Raw genomic sequence first — 16714 nt, forward strand, 5'->3', positions numbered from 1 at the left:
GGCCGCACCGCAGGGTGAACGTTTCCGGGGTCAGCCGCAGAAGGCCGGGGAGCCCTCAAGCAGGGCGCCGGAGGCGTCCACCATGCAGGGATCGAAGGTGAAGATCACCAGGGTGCCGAGGATGATGATCACGGCCGTGGCGATGTACAGGATCATCGTCAGCCAGAACCGGCCGGTGCCGCGACGGGTGTAGTCGTTGATGATCGTGCGCACGCCGTTGGCGCCGTGCAGCATGGCCAGCCACAGGAGGGCCAGGTCCCAGAACTGCCACAGCGGGTGCGCCCACTTGCCGGCCACGAAGCCGAAGTCGACGGCGTGGATGCCGTCGCCGACCAGCAGGTTGGTGGTCAGGTGCACGGCGATCAGCACGACGAGGAAGACGCCCGAGATGCGCATGAACAGCCAGGCGAGCATCTCGAAGTTGCCGCGGCCGCCGCCGTCGCGCGTGTACGTGGGGTCCAGACGGCGGCTGCGGGGCGCCGCGATGGTGGTCTCAGCGGTGGTGCTCATGGCTCAGTGACCTCCGAGTGCGAGGCTGAAGTGACGGATGGCGAAGCCCAGGGTCAGGACGACCCACAGCCCCAGCACGATCCACAGCAGGGTCTTGTGGTGCTGGGTGCCGCCCTTCCAGAAGTCGACCAGGATGATGCGCAGGCCGTTCAGGGCGTGGAAGATGATCGCCGCGACGAGGCCGGCCTCGCCGAGCGCGAAGTACCACGTCTTGTACGAGCCGATCACGGCGTCGTAGGCCTCGGGGGAGACCCGGACCAGGGCCGTGTCCAGCACGTGGACGAGCAGGTAGAAGAAGATGACGACGCCGGTGACGCGGTGGCCCACCCAGGACCACATGCCGCCGTGGCCCCGGTACAGGGTTCCGCGGCCGTTCTTGGCCGGGGCCTGCGCAGTGGCGCTAGACACGGTTGATACCTCCAGGGGGGAATGCACGATCCCGGTCCTCCGCCGTGGGACGACGACGGGCAGGGGCGTGTGCGAGTGGATTCCTCCGCCTAGGGTAGACCCTTCCCGCGCCTCCGTGCCCGATCGGGGACCGGGGCGGCCACTGTGACGCGCGCGGCGCCCCGCCGCCGTCCTGCTCGGTCTGGGCTGTGCCCCGCCTGGGACGCGTCGAGTGGTCCGCTGTCCGGACGGTTCCGTAGTCTGGCCCGGTGAGCACCGATCCGAACCTGACCGATGCCCCGCGCGAGGCCGCGCCGGGCACGGCCCTGTCCCGCTTCCACGCCGTGATCCCCGCCGGGGGCGTGGGCACCCGCCTGTGGCCCCTCTCGCGGGCCGCCGCGCCGAAGTTCCTCCACGACCTCACCGGCTCGGGCCAGACCCTGATCCGTGCCACGTGGGACCGTCTGGCGCCCCTGGCCGCGGGCATGCTCGTGGTGACCGGGGAGGCCCACCGGGAGGCGGTGTGCACGCAGCTGCCGGCCCTGGCGGAGACGGATCTGGTGCTCGAGCCCTCGCCCAAGGACTCCGCGGCCGCCATCGGCCTGGCCGCGGCGATCCTCTCCCTGCGCGACCCGGACACGATCATGGGCTCGTTCGCGGCGGATCAGGTGATCTCCCCGGTGGAGGTCTTCCAGGACGCGGTGCGACAGGCCGTCGAGACGGCGGCCACGGGTCGGATCGTGACCATCGGCATCGAGCCCACGCACGCGGCCACGGGCTTCGGCTACATCCGCCGGGGCCGCCGCCTCCGCGTGGCCGGCGCCCCGGACGCGCACGACGTCGCCGCGTTCGTGGAGAAGCCGGACCTGAAGGTCGCCCAGCAGTACGTGAAGTCCGGCCGCTACCTCTGGAACGCGGGCATGTTCGTGGCGCCCGTGGGCCTCATGCTGGCCCACCTCGAGGAGAACGAGCCCGCGCTGCACGCCGGCCTGATGGAGATCGCCCGCGCGTGGGAGACGCCGGAGCGGGACGAGGTCATGGCCCGGGTGTGGCCCGAGCTGACGAAGACCGCCATCGACTACGCCGTGGCCGAGCCCGCCGCCGCCGTCGGCGACGTGGCCGTGATCCCCGGCTCCTTCACGTGGGACGACGTGGGGGACTTCGCGGCGATCGCCCGCCTGAACCCGGTCAAGGACGCCTCCGGCATCACGGTGATCGGCGACACCCCACGGGTGTACTCGGACGACGCGTCCGGCGTCGTGGTGACGGACACGAAGCGCGTCATCGCGCTGATCGGCATCGAGGACGTCGTCGTGGTGGACACCGAGGACGCGTTGCTCGTCACCACCACGGAGCACGCCCAGGAGGTCAAGAAGGCCGTCGAGGCGCTCAAGGCGGAGGGCGTGGACGAGGTCCTCTGACCGCGTCCTGTGCCGGGTCCGGCCCCCACCGACCGGCACCCCCGGAGTAGGGTGCTGGGCCATGACCACCTCCGACTCCGTGCTGACCGGGCCCCGTCCGACCTCCGTCCCCTCGGTGGGCCCCGTGGTGGCCGAGCTCGAGGACGAGATCGTGTCCTTCCGCCGGGACCTGCACCGGCATCCCGAGCTCTCCTATGAGGAGTACCGCACCACCGACCGCATCGTGGAGCTGCTCTCCGGCTACGGGCTCTCGCCCGTGCGGATGGAGTCCACGGGCGCCTACGTGGACGTCGGGGAGGGGCCGGTGGTGCTGGCCCTGCGCGCGGACATCGACGCGCTGCCGGTCGAGGAGGAGACCGGCCTGCCCTACGTGTCCGTCAATGACGGCGTCGCACACGCGTGCGGCCACGACATGCACACCGCCGTCATGGCGGGTGTGGCCGTCGCCCTCGGCCGCATCCTCCGCGGGGCCACCGCCGACGCCGACCTGCGCGCGGCCGGCGAGCGGGTCCACGGCACGGTCCGCGTCATCTTCCAGCCCGCGGAGGAGCGGCTGCCCGGCGGCTCCCTGGCCGTGCTGCGCCAGGGGATCCTCGACGACGTGCCCCGCATCCTGGCGGCGCACTGCGACCCCCAGGTCGACGTCGGCTCGATCGGCACCCGCATCGGCGCCATCACCTCGGCGGCGGACACGATCCGGATCACCCTCACCGGACGCGGTGGGCACACCTCGCGGCCCCACCTCACCGAGGACATGGTCTTCGCCCTGTCTCAGATCGCCGTGAACGTGCCCGCCGTGCTCTCCCGGCGGATCGACGTGCGCTCGGCCGTCTCCGTGGTGTGGGGGCAGATCGCCGCCGGCAGCGCGCCCAACGCGATCGACAACACCGGCTACCTGGCCGGGACCATGCGCTGCCTCGACGCGGACGTGTGGGAGGAGGCCGGAGCGCTGCTCGACGAGGTGGTCCGGCAGGTCGCCGCGCCGTACGGCGTGCACGTGCAGCTCGAGCACGTGCGCGGTGTCCCGCCGGTGCACAACACCGAGGGCGAGACGGCGCTGATCGAGACCGCGGCGCGGCGGGAGCTCGGCTCACGGGCGATCCTCCTGACCCCGCAGTCGATGGGCGGCGAGGACTTCGCCTGGATGACCCAGAAGGTGCCCGGCTCCATGCTGCGCCTCGGCACCCGGTCCCCGGGTGGCCCCATCTACGATCTGCACCGCGGGGACTACGCGCCGGACGAGCGGGCCATCGGCGTGGGCATGCGGGTCTTCACCGCCGCCGCGCTGCAGGTGCTCACGGGCGAGGACCACCACTGACCCCGCCGCCCGCACCCGCCGGAGGGGACGGGCCAACCGTTCGGTAGACTCGCGCTCATCCGGACGGGGCCACCCGCACGGGCCCCGTCTTTCCGCGGCCACCGGCCGCCGACCTCGCACCGTGCCTTCCGAAATGAGGCTCTCCTGACGCTTCCGTGGGTGTTCTGGCGAGCCGTTGACGAGGGCACGCCGCTCTCTGCCTAGGTTTCTGGCTGTTGAGGTCAGTTACCTGAAGGGCGGAGAACGGCGTGCGGAACGCAAGCCTATGGCGGTCCTTGCTGGGCGTCGAGAAGACGGTCGTGGAGGGCATCGAGTTCGATGAGGACGACCAGCTCCTGGTGGCTCATGTCCGTCCCCGGGCTCGAGTGCGTGGCCGGTGCGGGCGGTGCGGGCGCAGGTCGCCCGGGTACGACCGTGGCGAGGGTCGGCGGCGGTGGCGGGCGCTGGATCTGGGCACGGTGCAGGTCTACCTCGAGGCCGACGCCCCGCGGGTGGCCTGCCGCGAGCACGGTCCCACGGTGGCCGCCGTCCCGTGGGCCAGGCACGGGGCCGGTCACACCGTGGTGTTCGACGAGCAGGTGGCCTGGCTGGCCACGCAGTGCTCCAAGTCCGCGGTCACCGAGCTGATGCGCATCGCCTGGCGCACCGTCGGGGCGATCATCACCCGGGTCTGGGCCGACGTGGAGGCCCTCGGCGACCGGTTCGCCGGCCTGCGACGGATCGGCATCGATGAGATCTCCTACAAGAAGGGCCACCGCTACCTCACGATCGTGGTCGACCACGACACCGGCCGGCTCGTCTGGGCCGCCCCGGGCCGGGACAAGGCGACCCTGGCGGCGTTCTTCGAGGCCCTCGGGCCCGACCGGTGCGCCGAGATCACCCACGTCAGCGCCGACGGGGCGGACTGGATCGCCGCCGTGGTCGCCGAGCGGTGCCCGAACGCGGTGCGGTGCGCTGATCCGTTCCACATCGTCAAGTGGGCCACCGAGGCCCTGGACGAGGTCCGTCGCCAGGCGTGGAACGAGGCCCGTGGCGCGGTCCGGCAGCGCCGGGCCGGGCGGGCCGGCGGGCACGCCAAGGCGCTCAAGCACGCCCGGTACGCGCTGTGGAAGAACCCCGAGAACCTCACCACCCGGCAGCAGGCCAAGCTCGCCTGGGTCGCCAAGACCGACCCGCGCCTGCACCGGGCCTACCTGCTCAAGGAAGGACTGCGCCTGGTCTTCCAGCTACCCGCCGACGAGGCCGAGACGGCCCTGGAACGCTGGATCGGCTGGGCCCGACGTTGCCGCATCCCCGCCTTCGTCGAGCTCCAACGCCGCATCGTCAAGCACAAGGCCTCGATCCTCGCCGCGATCGAGCACGGCCTGTCCAACGGACGTATCGAGTCCGTGAACACGAAGATTCGGCTCATCACCCGCGTCGCCTTCGGCTTCAAGTCCCCCGAAGCCCTCATCGCCCTGGCCATGCTCAACCTCGGCGGCCACCGACCCGTCCTACCGGGCCGGAAATGACCCACGGATCAGTCAGGAGAGCCCGAAATGAGGACCCCATGGGCATCGCCACCCCGTCGGCCGCGCGCCGCCGTCGTCTCCTGCTCCCCGCCGCCGCGCTCGCCGTCTCCGGCCTGCTGCTGACCGCGTGCGGCGCCCCGCCGGAGCAGTCCGAGGCCTCGGGCTCCGGCGCCGCCGAGAGCGAGGCCATCGCCACCGTCGACGGCGTCGGCTCGGACAACAAGGACTACAAGGCCTGCATCGTCTCGGACGAGGGCGGCTTCGACGACCGCTCCTTCAACCAGTCCTCCTACGAGGGCCTCAAGGCCGCAGAGAAGGCCTACGGCATCACCACCAGCGAGGCCGAGTCGAACGAGCCCAGCGAGTTCACCCCGAACGTGACCGCCATGGTCAACGCCGACTGCGACGCCGTCATCGGCGTGGGCTTCCTCCTCGGCGACGCCATGAAGCCGATCGCCGCGCAGCACTCGGACACCCACTTCTTCGGCGTGGACGTCACCGCGGAGGGCTTCTCCGACAGCTTCCAGAAGCTCACCTACGACACGGCGCAGGCGGCGTTCCTGGCCGGCTACCTGGCGGCGGGCACCACCGAGACCGGCACCGTGGCCACCTACGGCGGCATGGAGATCCCCACCGTCACCATCTTCATGGACGGCTTCGCCCGCGGCGTGGAGCACTACAACGAGGTCAAGGACAAGGACGTCAAGGTCCTGGGCTGGGACAAGGACGCGAAGACCGGCTCCTTCACGGGCGACTTCAAGAACGTGGCCAACGGCAAGACGAACACCGCCAACTTCATCAACGAGGGCGCCGACATCGTGATGCCGGTGGCCGGCCCCGTGGGCCTGGGCACCCTGGACGCCGTCCGCGAGGCGAACCAGGGCGGCAAGGACGTCAAGGTCATCTGGCCGGACTCGGACGGCTACGAGTCCACCAAGGACGGCAACCTGATCCTCACCTCGGTGAAGAAGAACATGGGCCAGTCCGTCGCCGACGTGATCGCCGCGGACCTGAAGGACGAGTTCTCGGCCGAGCCCTACGTGGGCACGTTGGAGAACAAGGGCGTCGAGCTGGCCCCGTTCCACGACTTCGAGGACACGGTGCCGCAGGAGCTCAAGGACGAGCTCAAGGACCTCGAGGCGAAGATCGTCTCGGGCGAGCTGAAGGTCGGCTCGGAGTACTCCCCGGAGGCCTGACCCGCCTCGCCATCGCCGCGGGGCCGGCCCGGACCCCTCCGGACCGGCCCCGCGGCGCGCGGGCGCCCGGCCCGCCCCCGCCGCCGAGCGCGGCACCACGAGCATCGACCAGACGGAAGGCCCTCGATGAGGCTCGAACTGCGCGGGATCACCAAGCGCTTCGGCTCGTTCGCCGCGAACGAGGACGTGAACCTGACCGTGGAGTCGGGGCGGGTGCACACCCTCCTCGGTGAGAACGGCGCCGGCAAGTCCACCCTGATGAACGTCCTCTTCGGGCTCTACGAGCCCACCGAGGGGGAGATCCTGCTCGACGGCGAGCCCGTCCGGTTCTCCGGCCCCGGTGAGGCCATGCGCGCGGGCATCGGCATGGTGCACCAGCACTTCATGCTCGTGCCCGTCTTCACGGTGGCCGAGAACGTGGCCCTCGGCGACGAGCACACCCGCGCCCTGGGCGTGCTCGACCTCGAGGCCACCCGCCGGCGGATCCGGGAGATCTCCGCCCAGTACGGCTTCGACGTGGACCCGGACGCCGTCGTCGAGGACCTGCCCGTGGGCGTGCAGCAGCGCGTCGAGATCATCAAGGCCCTCGTCCGCGACGCACGCATCCTCATCCTGGACGAGCCGACCGCCGTGCTCACCCCCCAGGAGACCGACGAGCTGCTCGGCATCATCCGCCAGCTGCGCGCGGACGGCACGGCGATCGTGTTCATCTCCCACAAGCTGCGCGAGGTCAAGGCCGTCTCGGACGACATCACCGTGCTGCGCCGCGGCCGCGTGGTCGGCACGGCGGACCCCTCCGCCGAGGCCGCCGAGCTGGCCGCCCTCATGGTGGGCCGGAACGTCGTCCTCGAGCGGCGCAAGACGGCCCCGACCCTGGGGGAGGAGACGTTCCGCGTCGAGGGCCTCTCCGTCGTCTCGCCCACGGGCCAGGTGCTGCTGGACGCCGTGTCCTTCGCCGTCCGCCAGGGCGAGGTCCTCGCCGTGGCCGGTGTGCAGGGCAACGGGCAGACGGAGCTGACCGAGGCGATCATGGGCCTGGTCAAGGCCACCGGCTCCGTCACCCTGGACGGCCGGGAGCTGATCGGCCGGTCCACCCGCCAGATCATCCGCGCCGGCGTCGGCTTCGTGCCCGAGGACCGCTCCACGGACGGGCTCGTCGGCCCGTTCTCCGTGGCGGAGAACATGGTGCTCAACCGGTTCGACGTCGCCCCGGCAGGCAACGCCGTGCAGATGCGCCCCGCCGCGGTGCGGGCGCACGCCGAGCGCCGCGTGGCCGAGTTCGACGTCCGCACCCAGGGCGTGGACCTGCCGGTCTCCTCCCTCTCGGGAGGCAACCAGCAGAAGGTCGTCATGGCCCGCGAGCTCGTGGACGGGCTGCGCCTGTTCATCGCCTCGCAGCCCACGCGCGGCGTGGACGTCGGCTCGATCGAGTTCCTGCACGACCGGATCATCGCCGAGCGCGACGCCGGCACCCCCGTGCTGATCGTCTCCACCGAGCTGGACGAGGTCCTCGAGCTGGCCGACCGGATCGCCGTGATGTACCACGGGCGGATCGTCGGCATCGTGCCGGGGGACACCTCGCGCGAGACGCTCGGCCTCATGATGGCCGGCCAGACCCCCGACGACGCGGCCCTCGCCTCCGGCGCGGACGTCGCCGCGGGCACGCCCGGCACCGCCGGCGCGGCGCCCGCCGCCCACCCCACCACGGAAGGAGAGCGCCCGTGAGCACCGCCGCCCCGCAGCGCCCGGCCCCCGCGTCCGACATAGCCGTCCGGCCCGCCCCCGCCGACTCCGCCCTGCGCCGGATCCTCTCGGGCAACGGCACGGTCACCGCCCTGGCGATCCTGCTGTCCCTGCTGGTCTCCGGCCTGCTGATCATCGCCGTGGACGAGGACGTCCGCGACGCCGCCCGCTACTTCTTCGCCCGCCCGGGCGACCTGCTGTCCGCCGCCTGGGCCGCGTTCGCCGGAGCCTTCGCGGCCCTGTTCCGCGGCGCCGTCTTCAACTACCGGGCCTCGGACGCGACGGGCATGCTCTACCCGCTCACCGAGACCCTCACCGTGGCGACCCCGCTGATCATCATCTCGCTGGGCATCGCCATCGCCTTCCGGGCGGGCCTGTTCAACATCGGCGGCCAGGGCCAGTTCATCTTCGGCGCCATGTTCGCCACGTGGTTCGGCGTGCACCTGCACCTGCCGCCCGGCGTGCACCTGCTGCTCGTCGTCGTGATGGGCGTGCTCGGCGGCGTGCTGTGGGGCTCCGTCGTCGGCGTGCTCAAGGCCTGGACGGGCGCGCACGAGGTGATCCTCACGATCATGCTCAACTACGTGGCGGTGAACCTGCTCGCCTACCTGCTGAACACCCCCGTCCTGCGGGCGCCCGGCACCACGAACCCGGTGTCCGCGCCGCTGGACCGCTCCGCCATGTTCCCGCGGCTGCTCGGGACCGACTTCCGGCTGCACTGGGGCTTCTTCGTCGCGCTGCTGGCCGTGCTCTTCACGTGGTGGCTGATGCAGCGCTCCACCCTCGGCTTCCGCCTGCGGGCCGTGGGTGCCAACCCCGACGCCGCCCGCACCGCCGGCATCTCCGTGAAGGGCTCCTACGTGGCCGCCATGGCGATCTCCGGCGGCCTCGCCGGCCTGGCCGGCGCCACCCACGTGGCCGGCACGGAGAGCACGCTGAACACCTCCGTGGCCGGGTCCTTCGGCTTCGACGCGATCACGGTGGCCCTGCTCGGCCGGTCCCACCCGGTGGGCGTGCTGTTCGCGGGCCTGCTCTTCGGCGCCCTGCGCGCCGGCGGCGTGACCATGCAGACCGAGACCGGGGTGCCGGTCGACATCGTCCTCGTGGTGCAGTCCGTGATCGTGCTGCTCATCGCGGCCCCGCCGCTGGTCCGCGCCATCTTCCGACTGCCCGCCCCGGGCGCCGCCCGCGCCCGCCGCGCCGCCGACCCCGTGACCCAGCCCGCCGTGGCCGGTGCCGCGCTGACCGGCGCCGCCGGCCACGCCGCCGCCCCGTCCACGGGCGTCCAGGAGGCCGCGGCCGCCGCCGTCGCGGACCCGCAGGCTCCGACCACCGCGCCCACGGACATGGCCCCGACCCACCGCCCGCACGAGCAGAAGGGGGACGCCCGATGAGCGCGACCGCCGCCCGGCCCCACGCCGACGTCGCCCGCCCCGAGGCCGCCGAGCCTGCCCGGGTCGTGGTCCGGCACTGGACCACCCCGATCGCCCTGACGATCCTGACCCTGCTGGCCCTGGCCGTCTTCGCCCTCGGCGCCCCCGAGGCGACGGCGACCTTCCGACTCTCCAACGCGTCCGACGCCGTCGTGCTCCCGGACCTGACCGCCGACCCCGTGCTGTGGGGCTGGCTGCTCGTCGGGCTCATGGCGGTGCTCACCGTGGTGGCCTGGCTGGCGACCCTGCGCTCGGGTCGCACCCCCGGCTGGGCCGCGGCCCTGTTCGCCGTCGCGTTCGTGGCCGCGTTCCTCATCTGGGTGATCGGCTCGGCGGACAACACCACCGTGTTCCTCACCGGCCTGATCGCCGGCTCGTTCGCGCTGGCCGTCCCGCTGATCTTCGGCTCGATGGCCGGCATCCTGGCCGAGCGTTCGGGCGTGGTGAACATCGCGATCGAGGGTCAGCTGCTGGCGGGCGCGTTCACGGCCGCCGTCGTCGGCACCGCCACCGGCTCGCCCTGGGCGGGCCTGGCCGCCGCGATCGTGGCCGGCGTCCTCGTGTCCTGGCTGCTCGCCGTGTTCTCGATCAAGTACCTGGTCAACCAGGTGATCGTCGGCGTCGTGCTCAACGTGCTCGTGGCCGGCCTGACGAGCTTCCTGTACTCCACCGTCCTCACGGGCGGGGACACCGAGCTCAACGCGCCGCCGCACTTCCCGAACCTGCGGATCCCGGGCCTGGCGGACATCCCCGTGCTCGGGCCCATCCTGTTCAACCAGACGATCCTGGGCTACGCGATGTACCTGCTCGTGATCGCGCTGTGGTTCGCCCTGTTCCGCACCCGCTGGGGCCTGCGCGTGCGCGCCGTGGGCGAGCACCCCAAGGCCGCGGACACCGTGGGCATCGACGTGAACCGCACGCGGTACGCCGCCGTCCTGCTGGGCGGCGCGGTGGCCGGCATGGGCGGGGCGTTCTTCACGCTCGTCTCCGCGTCGTCCTTCACCAAGGAGATGACGGCGGGCCAGGGCTTCATCGCGCTCGCGGCCGTGATCTTCGGCCGCTGGAACCCGATCGGCGCGTTCTTCGCGGCGCTGCTGTTCGGCTTCGCCACCAACATGCAGTACGTCCTGGCGATCCTCGGCACCCCGGTGCCGAGCCAGTTCATGGCGATGCTCCCGTACCTCGTCACGGTGTTCGCCGTGGCCGGCCTCGTGGGCCGCTCGCGCGGCCCGGCCGCCTCGGGCGTGCCGTACGTGAAGGAGTAGCCGTGGCGGACGGGCAGCACACGACGACGGCGCCGCGCGTGGACTGGGACCGGCTGCGGGCCGCGGCCCTGGCCGCCACGGAGCACGCCTACGTGCCCTACTCGGGGTTCCGGGTGGGCGCCGCCGCGCTCACCGACGACGGCCGCCTCGTCTCGGGCTGCAACATCGAGAACGCGTCCTACGGGCTGACCCTGTGCGCCGAGTGCGCGCTGCTGGCCGACCTGCGCATGGGCGGGGGCGGCCGACTGGCCGCGTTCGTCTGCGTGGACGGCGAGGGCGTGCTCACCATGCCCTGCGGGCGGTGCCGCCAGCTGCTGTACGAGTTCCGCGCCCCCGGGCTCGTGCTGCTCACCCCGGCGGGGGAGCGGGGGATCGACGCGGTGCTGCCGGACGCCTTCGGCCCGGCCGACCTGGAGCGGGCGGACCGTCCCTGACCTGCGGCGCGCTCCCGGGCCCGCTCGCTAGAGTCGGAGGCTGACCGTCGCAGCCGTCCCCCGAGGAGACCCCCATGACCGCGCAGCCGCAGGCCGAGCCCTTCGACGCCGTCGAGGTGATCCGCGCCAAGCGGGACCGGGGGACGCTGTCCCCCGAGCAGATCGACTGGGTGGTGGACGCGTACACCCGCGGCGTGGTGGCGGACGAGCAGATGTCCGCCCTGGCCATGGCGATCCTGCTCAACGGCATGGACCGCGCCGAGATCGCCCGCTGGACGGACGCGATGATCGCCTCGGGCGAGCGCATGGACTTCGGCGGGCTCACCACCCCGGACGGCCGCCCCCTGGCCACCGCGGACAAGCACTCCACCGGCGGCGTGGGGGACAAGATCACCCTGCCGCTGGCCCCCCTCGTGGCCTCCTTCGGGGTGGCCGTGCCGCAGCTGTCCGGCCGCGGCCTCGGCCACACCGGCGGCACCCTGGACAAGCTCGAGGCGATCCCCGGGTGGCGGGCCGACCTCAGCAACGAGGCGATGCTGCGCCAGCTCTCCGAGGTGGGCGCCGTGATCTGCGCGGCCGGCTCGGGCCTGGCCCCGGCGGACAAGCGCCTGTACGCACTGCGCGACGTCACGGGCACGGTGGAGGCCATCCCCCTGATCGCCTCCTCGATCATGTCCAAGAAGATCGCCGAGGGCACCGGCGCCCTCGTGCTGGACGTCAAGTGCGGCTCGGGCGCGTTCATGAAGGACGAGGCGTCCGCCCGCGAGCTGGCCCGGACCATGGTGGACCTCGGCCGGGACGCCGGGGTGGACACCTCGGCGCTGCTCACGGACATGTCCGTGCCCCTGGGCCGGACGGCCGGCAACGCCCTCGAGGTCCGCGAGTCGGTGGAGGTGCTCGCCGGCGGCGGCCCGGCCGACGTCGTGGAGCTCACCGTGGCGCTCGCCGCCGCGATGCTCGCCGGCGCCGGGGTCACGGACGTGGACCCGGCCGAGCACCTGGCCAACGGCCGGGCGATGGACGTGTGGAACCGGATGATCGAGGCCCAGGGCGGCGACCCGCGCGCGGCCCTCCCGACGGCGGCCCACGCCGAGGACGTCGTCGCGGAGACGGACGGCGTCCTCACCGAGCTGGACGCGATGGCCGTGGGCCTGGCCGCGTGGCGCCTCGGCGCCGGGCGGGAGCGGCAGGGCCAGGCCGTCCAGGCCGCGGCCGGCGTCGAGGTGCACGTGCGCCCCGGCGAGCGCGTGGCCCGGGGTCAGAAGGTCCTGACCCTGCACACGGACACGCCGGAGCGCTTCGAGCGGGCGAAGGCCGCGCTCGCCGGCGGCTGGGCCGTCGGCGAGCTCGACGACGCCGCCGCCCGGACCCTGCGCGAGCGCTCCGTGATCCTGGACCGGATCGGCTGACCGGATGCTCGCGTGGCTCGAGGGGGCGATCCTCCACGCCTCCGCGCAGTGGTGGGTCCTGCCGCTGACGCTGCTGCTGTGCCTGCTCGACGGCATCGTGCCGATCTTCCCGTCGGAGTCGGTGCTGGTGGCCCTCGGTGCGATCGTCCGCGACGGGCATCCGTTCTCCCTGTGGGCGCTGTGGGGGGTCGGCTTCGCGGGCGCGTTCCTGGGGGACGTGGCCGCGTACGCGATCGGCCGTGCCGTGGGCGTGGAGCGGTTCCGGTGGATGCGGCTGCGGCGAGTGCGGGCCACGGTCGAGGTCGCCCGGCACCACCTGCACAGTCACGGCGCGCTGCTGCTGTTCACCGCCCGGTTCATCCCCGGCGGCCGCGTGGCCCTGAACTTCACCGCCGGCGCCACCCGCTATCCGCCGGTGCGGTTCGTGGCGCTGGACCTGCTCTCCACGGCCAGCTGGGCCGCGTATTCGATCATGATCGCGCGCCTGACCGCGGGCTGGCTGGAGAACCCGGTGCTGCAGATCGCCGTCTCCGTGACGGGTGCCGCGCTCGTGGGCGTGCTGCTGGACCGTCTGCTCAAGGCCCTGCTGCGCCGCCGGCTGGGCGCCGGGGTGAAGGGCCTCACCCTGGCCGAGCAGGAGGCCCTGCGCTGAGCGCCCTGCCGTAGAGTGACGCCCGTGACGACGACGCAGCTTCCGGACACCGCATCCCCCTCCCCGCTCGAGGTCGACCTGGCCGTCCTGCCCAAGGTCTCCCTCCACGACCACCTCGACGGCGGCCTGCGCGTGGGCACCGTCCTCGACCTGGCCCGCGAGGCCGGCGTCGAGGTCCCCGCGGACACCGTCGAGGGCCTGGCCGAGTGGATCGCCGAGCACGCCAACGGCGAGTCCCTCGAGAAGTACCTGCAGGTCTTCGCCCTGACCACCGCTGTGATGCAGACCCGCGAGCAGCTGCGCCGCGTGGCCCGCGAATTCGTCGAGGACCTGGTCGCCGACGGCGTCGTCTACGGCGAGATCCGCTGGGCCCCCGAGCAGCACCTGGCCGGCGGGCTGAGCCTGGACGAGGCCGTCGAGGCCGTGCAGGCCGGCCTGGACGAGGCGGTCGAGGCCGCCGACGCCGCGGGCCACGTGATCCGCGTGGGCCAGCTGGTCACCGCGATGCGGCACGCCGACCGGGCCCAGGAGATCGCCGAGCTGGCCGTGCGCCACCGCGAGGCCGGCGTCGTGGGCTTCGACATCGCGGGCGCCGAGGCCGGGTTCCCGCCCTCCCGCTTCGCCGACACCTTCACGTGGCTGGCCGCCCACCACCTGCCCGTCACCGTGCACGCGGGCGAGGGCGACGGCCTGGACTCCGTCCGCTCGGCCCTCGTGGACGGCCGCGCCCTGCGTCTGGGCCACGGCGTGCGCCTGGCGGAGGACATCTCGGTGGAGTACGGCGGCGTGGACGAGGACGGCGAGCAGCTGGACGAGCTGACCGGCCTCGTGGACCTGGGCGAGACCGCCGCGTGGGTGCGGGACCGGCAGATCGCCCTGGAGGTCTGCCCGTCCTCGAACCTGCAGACCGGCGCGGTGGACGCCGCGGCGGGCATCGCGGGCCATCCCATCGACCTGCTCGTGCAGCTCGGCTTCCGCGTCACCGTGAACACGGACAACCGGCTCGTCTCGGACGTGTCCCTGACCGACGAGCTCTACCTGCTCGCCGAGACCTTCGGCTACTCGCTCTCCGAGCTGCTGGACCTGCAGCTCAACGCCGCCGAGGCCGCCTTCCTGCCCGTGGACGAGCGCGAGGACCTCGCCGAGATCCTCGTGGCCGGCTGGGGCGAGGTCATCTCCGGCGACGCCGTCGGCCCGGTCCTCGAAGAGCTGGACGACGAGGACGAGGACGACTGATCCGCCCGTGAGCGCGAGTGTGGACCGTCTGGTGGCGGTGGTCGAGGCACTGCGCGACCACTGTCCGTGGACGGCCGCGCTCACGCACGCCGACCTCGCCGAGTACCTCGTGGAGGAGGCGTACGAGGCGGTGGCGGAGATCGAGTCCCGCGACGCCGCCGCGTGGGCCGACGTGCCCGCGCGTCGGGCCGACGGCGCGTACCCCGCCCTGGCCGCCGAGCTCGGGGACGTCCTGTTCCAGGTGGTCCTGCACGCCGCCGTCTCCCGGGCGCCGGGCGCCCCGGCGGAGACGGCCGGGTTCCGCCTGGACGACGCCGCCGACGCCCTCACCGCCAAGATGATCCGGCGCAACCCGCTCGTGCTCACCCCCGAGGGCGGCCTGCGCCCGGCCGAGGAGCTCGCCGCCGTCACGCCCGAGGCGGTCGAGCTGGCCTGGGAGCGGGTCAAGGCGCGGGAGCGGGCCGCCGCGGGGCTCTCGTCCGCCGCTCCGGACCACGACGACGACGGCGGCACCGGCCCGGGCCTCGACGTCGGCGACATCCCGGCCCGGCTGCCGGCGCTGGCCGCCGCCGCGAAGGTGGTCGACCGCGCGGCCCGGCAGGAGCCGGACCCGCTCGCCGCGCACGTCCCGGTGCCGGCCGCCGAGGCGGGGGAGCGCCCGGCGGCGGGGTGGCCCGACGAGGCCGCGCTCGGGGCGGAGCTGTTCGCGCTGGTGCGCCGGGCCCGGGCGGCGGGGCTCGACCCCGAACGGGCCCTGCGCACCACGGTGGCGCGGGTGCGTGCGGGGGACTGGTCGGCCCTGCGCCCGTCCGGCTGACGCGGCGCCGCCTGGAACCTGAGGTCCCCGCTAGGCTGAGGCCGTGTCCACGCCGCGGGCACGACTTCCGACTTCGATTGAAGGAGACCCGTCCATGGCCCTGATCGACGCCATCCACGCTCGCGAGATCCTCGACTCGCGCGGCAACCCCACCGTCGAGGTGGAGGTCCTGCTCACCGACGGCTCCCTGGGCCGCGCGGCCGTGCCCTCGGGCGCGTCCACCGGCGAGTTCGAGGCGGTCGAGCGCCGTGACGGGGACAAGAAGCGCTACGGCGGCAAGGGTGTGCTGGACGCCGTCGCCGCGGTCGAGGGCATCGCGGAGGAGCTCGAGGGCGAGTTCGCCGCGGACCAGCGCGCCGTGGACCGCGCGATGCGGGACCTGGACGGCACCCCCAACAAGGGCAAGCTGGGCGCGAACGCGATCCTGGGCGTGTCGATGGCCGTCGCCGTGGCCGCCGCGCAGGCCTCCGACCTCATGCTCTACAAGTACCTGGGCGGCCCGAACTCCCACGTGTTGCCCGTGCCGATGATGAACATCCTCAACGGCGGCGCCCACGCGGACTCCAACGTGGACATCCAGGAGTTCATGATCGCCCCGATCGGCGCCCCGTCCTTCCGCGAGGCCCTGCGCTGGGGCACCGAGGTCTACCACGCCCTGAAGACCGTGCTGCAGGAGAAGGGCCTGTCCACCGGCCTGGGCGACGAGGGCGGGTTCGCCCCGTCCCTGGAGTCCAACCGGGCCGCCCTGGACCTCATCGCCGAGGCCGTGACGAAGGCCGGCTACCGCCTGGGTGAGGACATCGCGCTGGCGCTGGACGTCGCCTCCTCCGAGTTCTTCGACAAGGGCTCCTACACCTTCGAGGGCCAGCAGCGCTCCGCCGAGGAGATGGCCGCCTACTACACCGAGCTGGTGGACAACTACCCGATCGTCTCCATCGAGGACCCGCTCGACGAGGACGACTGGGAGGGCTGGCAGCACCTGACGGCGCAGCTGGGCGATCGCGTCCAGCTGGTGGGCGACGACCTGTTCGTCACCAACGTGGAGCGGCTGCAGCGCGGCATCGACGAGAAGGCCGGCAACGCCCTGCTCGTGAAGGTCAACCAGATCGGCTCCCTGACCGAGACCTTCGACGCGATCTCCCTGGCCCAGCGCCACATGTTCCACTGCATGATCTCGCACCGCTCGGGCGAGACCGAGGACACGTTCATCGCGGACCTCGCGGTGGCCACCAACGCCGGCCAGATCAAGACCGGCGCCCCGGCCCGCTCGGACCGCGTGGCCAAGTACAACCAGCTGCTGCGCATCGAGGAGGACCTGGCCGACGCCGCCGTCTACGCGGGCCGCTCCGCCTTCCCGCGCTTCCGCGGCTGACCGTCCCCGA

15 protein-coding genes are annotated in these 16714 nt (G+C 72.9%); 13 read left to right on the forward strand and 2 right to left on the reverse strand.

Translation table 11 applies throughout. The features are described 5' to 3' along the window. Positions 1–30: 30 nt before the first annotated feature. On the reverse strand, positions 31–510 hold the full coding sequence (locus MLUT_RS13970; protein WP_010079345.1) for a succinate dehydrogenase hydrophobic membrane anchor subunit: 480 nt from the start codon (positions 508–510) through the stop codon (positions 31–33). A gap of 3 nt (positions 511–513) precedes the next feature. Beyond that, on the reverse strand, positions 514–918 hold the full coding sequence (gene sdhC, locus MLUT_RS13975) for a succinate dehydrogenase, cytochrome b556 subunit (RefSeq protein WP_010079344.1): 405 nt from the start codon (positions 916–918) through the stop codon (positions 514–516). 248 nt (positions 919–1166) lie between these two features. Between sdhC and MLUT_RS13980 the strand changes: the two genes are divergently transcribed. The 13 genes from MLUT_RS13980 to eno all read left to right on the forward strand — a co-directional run bounded on the left by MLUT_RS13980 (position 1167) and on the right by eno (position 16704). Beyond that, entirely contained in the window at positions 1167–2318 is a 1152-nt protein-coding gene (locus MLUT_RS13980; protein WP_002856569.1) for a mannose-1-phosphate guanylyltransferase, read from the forward strand. A 61-nt stretch (positions 2319–2379) separates the two neighbouring features. Then, positions 2380–3636, forward strand: a complete 1257-nt coding sequence (locus MLUT_RS13985) for an amidohydrolase (RefSeq protein ID WP_010079343.1) — start codon at positions 2380–2382, stop codon at positions 3634–3636. Between the two features lie 248 nt (positions 3637–3884). Beyond that, positions 3885–5147, forward strand: a complete 1263-nt coding sequence (locus MLUT_RS13990; RefSeq protein ID WP_010079362.1) for an ISL3 family transposase — start codon at positions 3885–3887, stop codon at positions 5145–5147. 38 nt (positions 5148–5185) lie between these two features. Continuing rightward, a complete protein-coding gene (locus tag MLUT_RS13995; protein WP_010079342.1) occupies positions 5186–6343 on the forward strand; it encodes a BMP family lipoprotein in 1158 nt (385 codons plus the stop codon). Between the two features lie 126 nt (positions 6344–6469). After that, complete coding sequence (locus tag MLUT_RS14000) at positions 6470–8068, forward strand: ABC transporter ATP-binding protein (protein WP_012750756.1); 1599 nt, start codon at positions 6470–6472, stop codon at positions 8066–8068. Then, positions 8065–9480, forward strand: coding sequence for an ABC transporter permease (locus tag MLUT_RS14005; RefSeq protein ID WP_012750757.1), 1416 nt, complete (start codon positions 8065–8067; stop codon positions 9478–9480). Before MLUT_RS14000 ends, MLUT_RS14005 begins: the two co-directional genes overlap by 4 nt. Beyond that, entirely contained in the window at positions 9477–10784 is a 1308-nt protein-coding gene (locus MLUT_RS14010; RefSeq protein WP_010079338.1) for an ABC transporter permease, read from the forward strand. The genes MLUT_RS14005 and MLUT_RS14010 overlap by 4 nt, the downstream gene beginning before the upstream one ends. Positions 10785–10786: 2 nt before the next feature. Beyond that, positions 10787–11218, forward strand: coding sequence for a cytidine deaminase (locus MLUT_RS14015; RefSeq protein ID WP_010079337.1), 432 nt, complete (start codon positions 10787–10789; stop codon positions 11216–11218). A gap of 74 nt (positions 11219–11292) precedes the next feature. Next, positions 11293–12627: a thymidine phosphorylase gene (locus MLUT_RS14020; RefSeq protein ID WP_010079336.1), complete on the forward strand. Its 1335-nt coding sequence runs from the start codon at positions 11293–11295 to the stop codon at positions 12625–12627. Positions 12628–12631: 4 nt separating this feature from the next. Further along, positions 12632–13279 carry a DedA family protein gene (locus tag MLUT_RS14025; RefSeq protein ID WP_010079335.1) on the forward strand — a complete coding sequence of 216 codons (648 nt, stop codon included), beginning with the start codon at positions 12632–12634 and terminating at the stop codon, positions 13277–13279. 24 nt (positions 13280–13303) lie between these two features. Continuing rightward, positions 13304–14515, forward strand: coding sequence for an adenosine deaminase (locus MLUT_RS14030; protein WP_010079334.1), 1212 nt, complete (start codon positions 13304–13306; stop codon positions 14513–14515). 7 nt (positions 14516–14522) lie between these two features. Beyond that, positions 14523–15332: a MazG nucleotide pyrophosphohydrolase domain-containing protein gene (locus tag MLUT_RS14035; protein WP_010079333.1), complete on the forward strand. Its 810-nt coding sequence runs from the start codon at positions 14523–14525 to the stop codon at positions 15330–15332. 94 nt (positions 15333–15426) lie between these two features. Then, entirely contained in the window at positions 15427–16704 is a 1278-nt protein-coding gene (gene eno, locus MLUT_RS14040) for a phosphopyruvate hydratase (RefSeq protein WP_010079332.1), read from the forward strand. The last annotated feature ends 10 nt before the right edge of the window (positions 16705–16714 follow it).

Origin of the sequence: Micrococcus luteus NCTC 2665 (assembly GCF_000023205.1) — a bacterium.
Taxonomy (GTDB): domain Bacteria; phylum Actinomycetota; class Actinomycetes; order Actinomycetales; family Micrococcaceae; genus Micrococcus; species Micrococcus luteus.